Genomic DNA, 13,082 nt, shown 5'->3' on the forward strand with positions numbered 1-13,082 from the left:
ATGGATATTTATCAGTGGAAGTGGATCTACGGCAGTTGTTAGATTTCTCGTTAGAAAGTAGTCGTTTCTTCCTGTGTATTTTTGGAAGGTAACTTAAGGTCGAGATGTAGCAGTTCGGTGGGCGAGTGGCCGAGTTGGGAATATTGTTCGAGCGTCCGGGCTCGGGTGACGAGGCGAAGATCGCTTCCGGGGGTGACCAAGGATACGGCATTGCCGAAGTGGGCCATGGCTCGTTCCTTGTCGCTCATGCTTGCTGCTGCACGCCCCAGGCTGTTATGTACGCCGGCGATTAACACTTGTCCGAGTAGATGCTTGCTGCAGCCCCAATTTTGGGCCAACTGGATGAGTTCTTTAGCCACGGCGACGTTACCTTGCTGGAAGTGTCCCGAAGCTGCCAGCAGAGCGAGCTTTGCTCGGTCTGGATGGTGCTGCAGCGTGCTATGTTCGAGCTTGACGAGGCTCTCCCAATCACCGAACTGCCATTGACTACGGGCACGTTCGAGCAAATTCTCGTCATAAGGGACGACCCTGATGTTCTTTTCGGCAAGTGCCGTGACCTTTTTGTCGGTTGAAGATGGTTCTTCGGAGAACACAAGTGCATCGACTTCATCTTGCTCGGGCTCATGGGGCCTGGAGCCGAAGAGATGGCGAATCCATTTTGTTAATCCATTCAGCATGGTCAAAGTCCCGGTTCGCGAAGCAGGAGGTCCTTGATGAGCTCGATCTGAGCCTCGCCTTTCACCAGTTCGTCCTGCATCAGCCGAAGTCTCGCGAGGTTCTCGCTGTGTTCGGCTTCGAATTGGTAGAGTTGGCTATTGCGCTCAGAAAGAAGCAGGGTCTGGCTGTCCTGGGTAAGGAGAAGCGCATTGGTTTTTTCTGTTTGCTCCTCAAGCTGGACGCTGAGGGCTTCGATGCGGACCTTGTGCTCGTTGGCGAGCTTGGCCTGTTCGTCACGGGCCGCGACGAGAGCGGCTTTCTCCTTGGCCAGGGCGTCGCGAGCGGCGGTGAGGTCGTTTTTTTCCTTGCTCAAGGCGTCACGGCTGGCGAGCAGGTCGGCCTTTTCCTTGGCGAGCGCATCGGCTTGGGCCCTGCGCTCGCTGGCGAGCTTGGCCTGTTCGTCACGGGCCGCGACGAGAGCGGCTTTCTCCTTGGCCAGGGTATCGCGAGCGGCAGTGAGGTCGTTTTTTTCCTTGCTCAAGGCGTCGCGGCTGGCGAGCAGGTCGGCCTTTTCCTTGGCAAGAGTCTCGGCCTGGGCCTTGCGCTCGTTGGCGAGCTTGGCTTGTTCATCGCGGGCCGAGATGAGAGCAGTTTTCTCTTTAGCCAGGGCGTCGCGAGCGGCAGTGAGATCGGTTTTTTCCCTGCTCAAGCCGTCGCGGCTGGCGATCAGGTCGGCCTTTTCCTTGGCAAGAGTCTCGGCCTGGACTTTGCGCTCGTTGGCGAGCTTGGCCTGCTCGTCACGGGCGGCGACGAGAGCGGTTTTCTCCTTGGCCAGGGTATCGCGAGCGGCGGTGAGAGCGGTTTTTTCCTTGTTCAAGGCGTCACTGCTGGCGATCAGGTCGGCCTTTTCCTTGGCAAGAGTCTCGGCCTGGACTTTGCGCTCGTTGGCGAGCTTGGTCTGCTCGTCACGGGCCGCGACGAGAGCGGTTTTCTCTTTGGCCAGGGTATCGCGAGCGGCGGTGAGATCGGTTTTTTCCTTGTTCAAGGCGTCACGGCTGGCGAGCAGGTCGGCCTTTTCCTTGGCCAGAGCATCGGCCTGGGCCTTGCGCTCGCTGGCGAGCTTGGCCTGTTCGTCGCAGGCCGCGACGAGAGCGGCTTTCTCTTTGGCCAGGGTATCGCGAGCGGCGGAGAGGTCGATTTTTTCCTTGCTCAAGGCGTCACGGCTGGCGAGCAGGTCGGCCTTTTCCTTGGATAGTACGTCGAGCTGGACCTTGCGCTCGCTGGCGAGCTTAGTCTGTTCGTCGCGGGCCGCGACGAGAGCGGTTTTCTCTTTGGCCAGGGTGTCGCGTTCGGCTTGGAGTTCAGTTTTTTCCTGATAGAGCGTGTTGCGCTCAGTGAGCACCCCGTTTTTTTTCTCTATCAACACATCGTAGGACGCTCTGAGTTCAACTTGGCGTTTCTGAAGAACATCACGTTTTTTGGCAAGGCCAATATTGATTTGCGTTAGCGTGGTCCGTTCGGCTTCGAGAGCGCTTTTATCTTGGCGCAATACTGTGTGCTCATCAAACAAAGTTAGCTTTTCCGCATCCAGTGCAGTACATGCGCTAGCAAGTCGAACATTTTCTTGTTCGAGCAGTTTCTCGGTATCCTGCAGGAAGATGGCTTGGCCGATGTGGGGATGGTTTTCTTCGAACCAACCGATGCAATGGTAATTGTGGTCGGCAAGGTAATGTTTGATCTCTGCCAGGGTCGTACCGGGCTCGTCATCTTCGAGAGGGACGAGCAATACCCGCACCCATAGAACTTTCCATTGCTTCAGCAGGGAGCCGGCACCCTGCAGGATGCGTAATGCCGGCAGGCAATTGATGACGAGCCAAGTGTTCTTGACTGAGACGAGCGAGGTTAGCTTCGGTTCGGAAAAAAGCGTTTGCAGTGTTTGAGTTGCACAGACCTGTTGGCCTGTAGTGCGTAGATTCGCCCAGAATTTGGTGAGCTTCTGAGGATGGATAAGACCATCTTCGCTGGGATTGCTGGCGTAAAAGAACGAGGCCTCTCCCGAGCTTTCGGCAAGCACGGCGTTGCGCATTTGCCAACCGGAGGCGGGGCTGGCGCTTTGCTTGATTTCTGTCAGTACTTCCTGGCTGGCATCAATCAACAGGACATTTTCAGGTTGAATGTTCTGCCAGTCGAGTCGGTGCGGGTTGCTTTGGTTGGCACCGACGAGAATGACCGACTGAGGTGGAAAAATTGTTTGCAGAAGATTAACAGTTTGTTGTTGGGGAGGCATTTGCCTGTTTTCGTTCATCATTCCGTGACTCCTGCAAGAGTAGAATTTTTGCGGGTGACCATGCTGGCCAGGATGTTTTTGAGTGTGTCAGCCAGGGTCTGCCAGTCTTGCCATGGTCTGCTAGCGTTGGGGATGGCCTGTCTGAGCTCTTCGAGCTGGAGGGGAAGGACCTTGATCAAGGCGCTAATCAGCTGTTGATCGTTCTGACTCAATGCCCCCCATACACGGATATCCATAGCGTTTGGTTGGGCGAAGCGTAATTCCAGGCGAGGGCCGTGGCTATCGTCGCTTTCCGCAAACCAGTTTTGTAAGACATCCCGAGCGCTACCGTCGGGAAACTCGAGGCGGGGGTTCTGGCCGAAGGGGTATGGCTCGATGTCGACAGTAGCAAGGCGGTAGTCGAAGGCGGGCCAGTGATGATGGCCGAGGCTCAGATTGCTGAGGCTAATCACCAGGCGTTCATAGCCTTGGGTGCGAAGCGTTTCCTGGAGCTGGATACTATCGTGGCGAAGCATTATGGGCCAGCCGGCTAGGGTCTTGGCAAAGGCGAGCAGCCCGTTGCGCAGGGCAGGGGCATTCAGTTGCTTAGGTACCCGGCCATCTGTCGGTTGCGCGAGAAGTCCGGCCAGTTGCTTCGCAAGGTGTTGGAGAGTATTCCAGTCGGAAGTGCTTAGCCCGCTCAGTATGGCATTGTTGCCTTGGGTAGCTAGACCTCGAGTCGGGATACACGGTAGCTCTTCCGCTGTGGCGAAGCCGTTCGGCCAGCGCAGTAGTGGAGCAGGTGAGGCTGTACCTTCTGTCCGCTGGATGACAATACTTGCAAGACCATTGGCGAGACAGGTCTTGAAGCGAATTTCGGAAATCAGCCGTCCGCCAATATAGAGTTCGGTCAAGCGCCACTGGGCGACTTGCTGGTTGCCGTCGCTTTCCAGTACGTTGATTTCGAGGGTGTCGAAGTCCCAATAATCAGGCTGCTGCTTGAGCATTTTTTGCAAACGTGCTCGTTGTTCATCCAACTGTGATTGGGCGGCTTGATATCGCAAGAGGTAACCCTCTAGCTCTTCCTGGGTCTGATGGAGCTGGATGAGCAGTCGCTGATTTTCGTTTTCCGACTCATCAAGCTTGCTATGCTGTTGCTTGCACTCTTTGTCCAAGGTATGCCGTTTGGCAAGGAGATCGCTATTTTCTCTAGTGAGTGTGTCAATCTGGACCTTGCGTTCGTTGGCGAGCTTGGTCTGCTCGTCATGGGCCCCGACGAGAACGGTTTTCTCCTTGGCCAGGGCGTCGCGAGCAGCGGTGAGGTCGATTTTTTCCTTGCTCAAGGCTTCACGGCTGGCAAGCAGGTCGGCTTTTTCCTTGGCGAGAGCATCGGCCAGGACCTTGCGCTCGCTGGCAAGCTTGGCCTGTTCGTCGCGGGCCGCGACGAGAATGGTTTTCTCCTTGGCCAGGGCATCGCGAGCGGCGGTGAGGTCGGTTTTTTCCTTGTTCAAGGCGTCGCGGCTGGCGAGCAGGTCGGCCTTTTCCTTGGCGAGAGCCTGGGCCTGGGCCTTGCGCTCGCTGGCGAGCTTGGTCTGTTCTCCGTATTTGGCAGTGAGAGCGATATGTTCTGTACTCAGTTTTTCGAGCTGCAGGTTCTTGGCCTGGCCTTCCAGGATTTGTTTTTCGAAGTCCTCCTGGGTTTGATGCAGCTGGGCGAGCAGAAGCTGGTTTTCTTTCTCACTGATTTCCAGTCTACTGCGGGCTTCTAAAAGTTCTTGTTGATACTGTTCGGCTTGTTCTTGGGTCTGAGCCAGCTGCCTATGGTTCGCATCCATTATCTGACGCAGCGAGGCGTTGTCCGCTTGTTCATCCAGGAACCGGCTGCGCGCTTCGAAGTAATCAGTGAATGCGATGTTTAAATCGAAAGTTGGTGTTGGAGGCTCATCAACGCCAATCAAAAACAGACTGGCTTGAACTTCGTTGTGTAGGCTGAGCGCCTGAGGGCAACTTTTCAGAAACTTGTCGACCAGATAGATGGCCACTGGCGCATCGTCGGCATGTTGGTGATGCTCAATGGCGTAAATTTCCAGTGGTAACTGCCAGCGCTTAGCGAGTGCTTCGAGATAGGCGCTGGTATGTGTAAATACATTACTGCTGTCGAGCAGAACACTGGATGCCGGATGGCGTAAATGAAAGCGCAGGATCAGTTGGGTACGGGTGTACCAGTCATCCAAAGTAGTCTGCAAGGCTTCGAGGTTATCAGCTCCCTGCCTGATCGCGCCTAGCAATGCTTCATGAGGAGAGGTATGCAGGAGTATGAAAAAGATGTTGGGGTCGAAGTCGAGCCAGAACTCCAGGACATGAACGCTATTGGCATCGGCCCAGTACCAGAGCGGTTCGTTATGATTAGCTAGGAATATGTCTTCGGCTAATTGCTCCCACACTTGATCAAGCGTAATCAAGGAAGTGTGGTTCGCTCCTCCGACTGGCTCAATGGCAAGCACTTTTTGGTGCCATGCGGTGAGTGACATTGCAGGGTCACTAGTGGCAGGAAGCGCGGCTGTGGCACCTGCTTTGCCAAGGTCTTGGGCGAACCTGTCGAGGTTTTGTTGAACGCTGCCGGTAATGCACAGGCTTTTCATAGGCGGTCTGTCACTAAATAACAATTGAGGGGGTTGGCAGCGGTGATGAGCGCCGAATGCCGGCATTAGTGAATAATCATGTTTCAAGCAGCTATCCGAGCTACTGTCCAAAGATCAAACGACTTCCCTGACATTACCCGTACCTCCTCGAATCCTGCCTTGGTCAGTTGATTGCCCAGGCGCTCGGCAGTGAACCCCGTGCGATGCGCCATGTAATGGTTGCCCCGAGAGATCGATACTTGGTGGCCGAACAGCATGTCCAGTGGTGTGATTGGACCGGCGGGTGAGGTGTAGAGCACGGTTTCCAGTTGGCCATCTACGATCAGTTGGGCAATGCGTTCCAGGTCAGGCAGCGTGATCAAGGCGAAGCCACCGGGTTTGAGTACGCGGTGGATTTCTGCCAGGGCTTTGGGTACTTCGAAGCTTTCCAGATGCTCCAGATTATGCGACGACCAGACGGCATCGATTGTGGCATCGTTCACAGTTTTCATATCAATAAAGCTGGCCACGACGTCAGGTTTGACTCGCTTGTCGATATCCAGACGAATCTCACGCCATGAGGATGATTTGAAGCATTCCGGCAGGCGTTCCGGGCCGACAGTGCCACAGCCGATATTCAGCAGGGTTTTTTCGCCCGGTTGGTGCAGGCTGGGAATAAAGCTGGCCAGATCGTCGTAGGTAATTTTCATCGGGTTGCCTTTATCGAATGGCTTTGCTGCGCGGTGTGGTATCGCTTGGTGGCAGGGCGAGTCCGCCATAGGGGCCGGCCAGGTAATCGGTGCTGAGGCAGGGGTGGTAGTAAGGGTCGATCTGGCCTGCCTGGGTCCAGCGCTGGATAAAGTGCCTGTATTCACGCCCGGCACGTGCAGCTTTGGTCGGTGTGTCTTCCTTGCCTCGGCTGGCCGATTCGGCATGGATCAGGTTGGCGAAGGGGGTCCATACCAGGCGCTTGCCCGTTTCGCCCAAGCGCAGGCATAGGTCTACGTCATTGAAGGTAACGGGGAAGTGCTCCGGGTCCATGCCGCCCAGATGCAGGTAGTCGGTCTTGCGCATCAGCAGGCAGGCGGTGGTGACGACGCTCTGCTCGCGAGCGATCTGGTTGAAGCCGAGATAGCCTGCGTCCTGGCGCATCAGGTTGTTGCCGGTATGTGCGGCCAGGCCATTGATGCCAACCACGACGCCGCCATGCTGGACCATGCCGTTGGGCCATATGAGTTTGGCGCCCACTGCGCCGATGCCGGGGCGCAGCAGGTGGCTGAGCATTTCCTTCAGCCAGCCGGGTTCGAGAATTTCGACATCATTGTTGACCAGGCCGATGATGCTGCCGCTGGCGTGTTCGACGGCCCAGTTGTTGATGGCCGCATAGTTGAACGGATACGGATAGGGCAGGACGCGCACGCCACGCGCGGAAACCTGCTCGAAGTAGGCCAGGGTTTCCGGTACGCATGAATCGTTGTCGACGATGATGATTTCGAGTGCCGGATAGTCAGTGCCTTCGAGCAGCCCCTCGATGCAAGGACGCAGCAGTTGCAACTGGTCGCGGGTCGGTACGATCAGGCTGATCAGTGGCAGCTTTTCAGGGAGTGGCCATTGCACGCGGGTCAGGCCCGGATAGTCACTGACGGCTGCGATAGTGGCGCCAGGCATGCGTTGCCGGGCCAGCCAGTCGAGCGCGGCATGGCGCTCGCCATCCGGTAAGGTTAAGTGTGGGCTGGCGGGTGCATCGGCGCGGCGGTGGTAGAGCACTTGCGGAATGTGCATGACCGGCCCGCTATCAGTGGCAACGATACTGGCCAGCAACAGGTGCCAACCGGGCTGGATCGCAGGGCGGGTTTTCCGCAGATGGGTAATCGCTTGCAGCACGGTGGTGCTGGTGAAGGCCGCGCCAGGGGTGACGAGATCGGCCCCATAGAACAATGTTTCGTCCCAGCCGGGCTTGAGCCAGGGATTGCTGCGCGTGCCGTCCGCTGCGTCCTGGTCACAGTCGGCATAGGCCCAGGCAGCAGCGGATCCGGCCAGATGGGTAAGCAGGGTATCCAGCGCATGTTCGGGCAGGCGGTCGCCACGTTGCAGCGGAACGATGATGCTTGCCGCGGGAGCTAGTTCTGCAAGCGCGGTCAACAGGTCGCTTGCTGTGGGTGCAATCACCCGAATCTGCGTTTGGGGCAGGCGCTGCCGGTTGATGCTGGCGCGACTGACCGATTCCGCCTGTTCGCTGCCATGGCCGATCAAGACGACAAGCACTTGGCCGACTGTTTTTGGCAGCGCCTTGGGTTGCTGGAACAAGGCGTGCCAGGCTGGGTAATGGTTAAAGCCGGCGCTGCGCGGGAAATGGATATCCTGGGTTCGGGCAAGCTGCTGGAGTAGCGCTGGAGCCGCAGCACTTGCCGCTTCTTTCGGCCAATAACTGCGTAATAGTGCTTCGAAACCTTCCAGATGCAGGCAGAGGCGGATCGGGCTACCGGTGAGCGGAATGCCCTGGTCGGTTTCGATATGGATGTCGTGGGGTTGGCCGTCGGCCAGCGCCCACGGTAAATCCAGGTCGAAACCGTGGTCGGAAGTGGTGCGGTAAACCAGGGCTGGGTGAGGCTGATCGGCTTTGGTGCTCGACAGCCAGCGCTCACTTTCACGCGCCTGTACTTGGATATGGCGACTGGGTGCTGCCGGGTCCCAGGCCCAGCCTTTTATCTTGAGTCCACCGGTGTGCCAGGCTTGTGTGGCTGCAGGCATCGGTTTGGCACTGTGTTTTTCCTGTGGTAGTGCGAGGGGGCCGCCTAGCCAGGGACCCTGGTTGGCAATACGGGCAGAAATATGTCGGGCGTTGGTCAGCCAGTTTTCGCGTAGGTGCGCGACAAAACCATGGAAGCCATCGCCTGCGACATCCAGCGGCTGTTCCTGATCGGCCCGGACCAGGGCGACAAAAATGTGGTCAATGTAGATTTCCACCGCCAGCCGGAGGTCGGGTTGGCTTGAATCCATGGCCCAGCCTTGCAATACATCACCGTATAGGCCGGTAATTTCGCCAAGATATTGAATGGGCGCAGGGTTCATAATTGTATCCATGGCTCAGGCGATAAGGGCTTCAGGAATGAAGAAGTTCAGTGCGTCCAGGCCAAAGGCACCCTGCCGGGTAAAGCCGGATGTTTGAGGTGCAAATAGCGGCAATTGATAACGCTGAGCCAACTGCAGAGCCTGCCGGGGATGTACCCCGGTGGCGGGTGACGTATCGTCCAGGCTGAGTGCGAGAGTGGTATCGCTCAGGGCCAGGATTTCCATTTCGCTCAATCCGTCGATTTGTGGCAGGCGGACTACGTTGCGACAGGTCAGCAGTTGTTTTTCCCAGGGGCTGCTTTCGCTCAGTAGCAGGGTGATGGGCTGCCGTTGCCGGATCAGGTGGCGGGCGAGTTGCAACCAGCGTTCACCGATCCTGGCATGGTCGAGGCGATCGGCTATCAGCCAGCAGCGACCCAGCAGTTCGGGTGCATTGCTGACCAAGGGTTGCAAAATAGTCTGCGTGGAAGTCGCCTGGATCGATGGTTGTTCGTCGAGCTGTCTGGCCAGTGCCTGCCGGGCTGGTGCCAGTGGATCGCGGGCGACAAAGGTATCGAAACGCCGTTCGGCATCCGGGTAGCGGCGGCGCAGGATAGCGTTGTTCTGGTAGACGCGCAGAGCCTTTTCCGGGCCAAAGGAGTGGCCACCGGCATGGGCCACGAACACATTGGTCGCGCCCATATGCCGCCAACCCTTGCTGCGGGCACGCAGGCACCAGTCCGTTTCTTCGCCATAGCCACGCTTGAGTTCTACTTCGTCCAGGTAACCGACGGTGTTCAAGGTATGGCGCTTGATATAAAGGCAGAAGCCGCAACCGACTTCGAGCTCCACTGGCTCCTGGTTAGCTTGGCGCGCCACGCGGTCCAGCTCGGTATGGCGTTGTGGGCTGGGCATGGGGTGGCAAACGCGGCTTTCAGGAAAACTCATCAATTCGCCATTGTTGCTGAACGGTGCGACCGAGGCGATATCGTCCGCTCCGTAGGCAACCGTACGCAGGCGATCCAGCCAATCACCCTGCACCAGCGTATCGGCATTGAGCCAGAGTACGTCGCGCTCAGGGTGCAGAGCCATGCCGCGATTCATGTTGCGGATAAAGCCAAGGTTGGCTGGCCGCCGGATGTAATCGAGCTTGCCTTGGCTGGCTAATTCCTTGACGGTGTTGACCAGTTCCTGTTCCGGGCTGCAGTCGTCGAGCACGATAATCCGGTGTGGGGTGCGATTTTCACGACTGGAGCGCAGCAGGCTCGTGAGGCAGGCGAGCGTGGCTTCGACACCTTTATATATCGGTAGAAGAATATCGACAGGCTGGCTTGCCGGATCTTGTTCGCTCGGTGTCGGGGTGATGAAAGGGGGCAGGGCGGCGAGCGGACTGCCAACCAGTTGTTCCCCGGTCTCGGCGAAACATACGTGTACGCTGTCCAGTGGTTGCGGCAGGCGGATCAGGATTCCGCCATGCGTTGCCGGAAAGCCTACCCGGGTGAGCAATGGACTGGGAGCGCTGGCTGGAAATTCGCCACGATTGGGGCCGCTGCTGAATTGAAGGTTGAGTGTTCGCGCAGGGTCCTGCAGGTCGATGGCCCAGCCGGTAACCGTGTTTTGGACAGGATCGTGATGGACGACCCCGACAGGCTGGCAGGTAGCAGGATCGCTCGCGAGCAGTTGCAATACCTGCTTGAGTTCCTTGGAGTCCTGGATATCGGCCAGTTGTGCACGGATACGCGCATTCAATCTCTGGGGTGAGCAGCTAATGCGGCAGTTGTTCCAGTACTGCTGGCGTAGATTTGGCTCAGTTGGAAATGCCCGGAGCGCTGCATGCAGATAGCTTTCCGTAATAGCGCCCGGTGCCAGTTTTTGCAGACACAGGCCAAGCAGGGCTTTGATATCTGTTCGTTGTGGCAGGTTCTCGCAGGCTTTGGCCAGCGCCAGGAAGGCTTCTGCAGCTTTTCCTTCTTTGAGGAAGGAAATCCCTTGCCAGATCAGAGCTTCGTTTCGGTAGGCTGGCGTTTGCAAGGCAAGCGATAGCGCCGCCAGCGATAATGCCTTATCTGCAGACCTGATGCTTTCTGGTAGGGAGGTGGACAGCATGGAGCTTACCGCTTGGCTGACGCCTGGAAACATGAATTCAAGTATTTCCTGGCTGCTCTGTTCATGTATCAAAGCAGCCAGGAAATACTCCGGCCTTGCGGCCGGAGTATTTTTATTGCACTAACGTGACAGTAACGTCAGAGGTTATCAGGCAGTACCTTCACCATTGTCAGTGGTGTCCTGACCGGTAACGATGATGACGTTATCGATGGTGATGGCTGCTTCATCCGAAACGGCGAAGCCAGCGGCAACATCGGCACGGCTTGCGCCTTGGTCAAGCTGGTCGAGCCAATATGCCACGCCGTTGTAGTCGCCCTGGCGACCAAACGCATCCTGGTAGAGTGAGTTCAGGAACTCTACATTGTCCGTTTCACCTTGAGCCTGATATTCAGCCGAGCTCAGGAAGCTGTTGGCTATATCATGCAGAGAAACGCCGGCATCGTACTGTTCGAGCCAGAATTCAGCACCCGCTGTATCGGCCGAGCGGTCGAGCAGAACTTCGTAGAGACGAATGACTTCAGCATGCGCTTCATCACCCACGATGGCGACTGTGTCACTGCCATCGCCGAAGGTTAGGATTTCAGCACCTTTGATGAGGGTGGTCGAATCGACGGACGTGGTAGTGGTCGTGGTGGTGGTATCACCGTCGGTTACCGTGTCGCTCGTCGTTACGCTCCGGGTTGCCGTCAGGACGCCATCCTTGACTTCGAAGTCGTAGTCGGATGCGCTACCCGAGAACTGTACGGTATCGAAGCCTGCACCGGCGTCGATAGTGTCGTTGCCTACGCCTGCCACGATGGTGTCGTTGCCACCGCCAGTGGTGATGGAGTCGTTGCCGGCGCCACCTTCAACAACAACGTTTGCATCGCCAAATACATTGATGGAGTCGTTGCCGTCTCCGCCAACGATGACACGGTCATCAACGGCAATCAGGTCGATGTTCAGATCGGCCTTGCTATCGAATATCCAGGTATGGGCAGTGTAAACAGCCGCGTCAGGCAGGTTGAGGTCGACCGCGTTGCTCGAAGCCACAGCAGCTTTGAAAAGTGCGGGGCTTTCATCGGCGGGAGAGGCAATTTGCGCGATTACAACGTCTGGATTGGCCTGACTGGTTCCTGCACTTTGGCCATCCCAGGAGCTTATTGTCACGGACTCGCTATCGCCCAAAAGTGCGTCGATAGCACTCTTGGTTTCGTCGCTGATGGCAGTGTTGGCTGCCAGATCTTTAGTGAATTCTGTTGCGGATGTGGGTTGATCGTACTGCATGATCGTTTTTTCTCCTGCTCGAATGGCTTATAAGCAATCCGAGGAAAATATTGAAAGTTAGCGATTGCTGAATATTTTCGTGGTTTTTAAGTCGTCCCAGGGAGATGCAGGAGGAGAAGCCTGGGCAGCCCTGGGGGTTATGACTATGCGTATTGCGACTAGCTGTTCGGTACCACTTTTACCGGACAGCTCCTTGTCGGGAGCGATAGCGAGCGGAGAATGGCCCGCGAAAACTACCTCTCCCGATAATTCATAGTTACCGGCCTGTGGTCCGCTAAGCGTAAAGGCCACGGCTGTAACGGGTTTGGCCTGGCGGCGGGTACCGACATACTGGCCGGCGAGCCCAACCTGCGGTTCGCCGCCTTTGCTGCTGCGGCACAGATAGGCAAGGTCGAGCCCCTGGGGTTGGTTGTCCCAGGCAATGGAAAATCCTTCCAGGCGCAGCAGGCTGTTGGGGTTGCCCAGCCAGGTATTTTCTACGGTGACGTCACCACGCGTTTCGATATGGCCCAGCAGCTTCAAACTGCAAGGCCGTGGCGCTTCGAAGGCCTCTAGCTGGACTGCCTTGCCGGCATGTTGGCGAGGCTCTGTTTTGGCAGCAGTACCGATCTGCTCTATTTGCAATTGCACACTGTTGGGGGTGCCCCCCTCGGGATGATATTCGGTAATCAGTACGCTGGCTTGGCTGCCTTTGACGCGGACGATGACGCAATCACCTTGCTTGGTCAGCGTATTGCGGCTGATCCCCTCTCCCGGAAAAAAATCGACAGAGCCCTTGCCTATGGGCGAGTGATGAAGGCTGATACAGCCTCTGAGCGGGTCGCTTCTCAGAGAGGCATAACGGAAAATATACATGCCTACATTAAGCATGGCGATTCTGGAAGAAATCTTTAAATTGGCTATGGAGGGGGACATGGCTATTTTCAAAACTCTGTTGGGGACTGTATATCAGGCTTTAAGTCGGCATGGCTTGATAACGGCATGTCCCTGAAATGCTTTTAGGAGCGATATGTGACATATGGCTCAAAAGAAAATATTTAAGTTGGTGGGCAATCTAGCGTTCAGCGATTAATAGAGTCCAGAATGAGTTTTAATTTAATTGACAGGGTCGACAA

General features: G+C 56.6%; 8 protein-coding genes. All 8 read right to left on the reverse strand.

Translation table 11 applies throughout. The features are described 5' to 3' along the window. Positions 1-50: 50 nt before the first annotated feature. A complete protein-coding gene (locus FHR87_RS04120) occupies positions 51-677 on the reverse strand; it encodes a hypothetical protein (protein WP_183165458.1) in 627 nt (208 codons plus the stop codon). A 2-nt stretch (positions 678-679) separates the two neighbouring features. Further along, positions 680-2,965, reverse strand: a complete 2,286-nt coding sequence (locus tag FHR87_RS04125) for a coiled-coil domain-containing protein (protein WP_183165459.1) — start codon at positions 2,963-2,965, stop codon at positions 680-682. Beyond that, positions 2,962-5,385 (reverse strand): coiled-coil domain-containing protein, encoded by a 2,424-nt coding sequence (locus tag FHR87_RS04130; RefSeq protein WP_183165460.1) that lies wholly within the window; start codon positions 5,383-5,385, stop codon positions 2,962-2,964. Before FHR87_RS04130 ends, FHR87_RS04125 begins: the two co-directional genes overlap by 4 nt. A 263-nt stretch (positions 5,386-5,648) precedes the next feature. Then, the gene (locus FHR87_RS04135; protein WP_183165461.1) at positions 5,649-6,254 is read right to left on the reverse strand and encodes a class I SAM-dependent methyltransferase; all 606 of its coding nucleotides are present in this window, start codon (positions 6,252-6,254) and stop codon (positions 5,649-5,651) included. 10 nt (positions 6,255-6,264) lie between these two features. Next, complete coding sequence (locus tag FHR87_RS04140) at positions 6,265-8,616, reverse strand: glycosyltransferase family 2 protein (RefSeq protein WP_246335779.1); 2,352 nt, start codon at positions 8,614-8,616, stop codon at positions 6,265-6,267. A 15-nt stretch (positions 8,617-8,631) separates the two neighbouring features. Next, on the reverse strand, positions 8,632-10,701 hold the full coding sequence (locus FHR87_RS04145; protein WP_183165463.1) for a glycosyltransferase family 2 protein: 2,070 nt from the start codon (positions 10,699-10,701) through the stop codon (positions 8,632-8,634). A 147-nt stretch (positions 10,702-10,848) separates the two neighbouring features. Next, the gene (locus FHR87_RS04150; protein WP_183165464.1) at positions 10,849-11,967 is read right to left on the reverse strand and encodes a DUF4214 domain-containing protein; all 1,119 of its coding nucleotides are present in this window, start codon (positions 11,965-11,967) and stop codon (positions 10,849-10,851) included. 57 nt (positions 11,968-12,024) lie between these two features. Further along, positions 12,025-12,837 (reverse strand): hypothetical protein, encoded by an 813-nt coding sequence (locus FHR87_RS04155; protein WP_183165465.1) that lies wholly within the window; start codon positions 12,835-12,837, stop codon positions 12,025-12,027. Between the last annotated feature and the right edge of the window lie 245 nt (positions 12,838-13,082).

It is taken from the genome of Azomonas macrocytogenes (assembly GCF_014191985.1).
Lineage (GTDB): Bacteria > Pseudomonadota > Gammaproteobacteria > Pseudomonadales > Pseudomonadaceae > Azomonas > Azomonas macrocytogenes.

What these genes read in the sequence shown, in the direction of transcription:
- FHR87_RS04120 (WP_183165458.1), bottom strand. Translation starts at nt 677, where the DNA reads ATGCTGAATGGATTAACAAAATGGATTCGCCATCTCTTCGGCTCCAGG.
- FHR87_RS04135 (WP_183165461.1), bottom strand. Translation starts at nt 6,254, where the DNA reads ATGAAAATTACCTACGACGATCTGGCCAGCTTTATTCCCAGCCTGCAC.
- FHR87_RS04155 (WP_183165465.1), bottom strand. Translation starts at nt 12,837, where the DNA reads ATGCTTAATGTAGGCATGTATATTTTCCGTTATGCCTCTCTGAGAAGC.
- FHR87_RS04145 (WP_183165463.1), bottom strand. Translation starts at nt 10,701, where the DNA reads ATGCTGTCCACCTCCCTACCAGAAAGCATCAGGTCTGCAGATAAGGCA.
- FHR87_RS04150 (WP_183165464.1), bottom strand. Translation starts at nt 11,967, where the DNA reads ATGCAGTACGATCAACCCACATCCGCAACAGAATTCACTAAAGATCTG.
- FHR87_RS04125 (WP_183165459.1), bottom strand. Translation starts at nt 2,965, where the DNA reads ATGATGAACGAAAACAGGCAAATGCCTCCCCAACAACAAACTGTTAAT.
- FHR87_RS04140 (WP_246335779.1), bottom strand. Translation starts at nt 8,616, where the DNA reads ATGAACCCTGCGCCCATTCAATATCTTGGCGAAATTACCGGCCTATAC.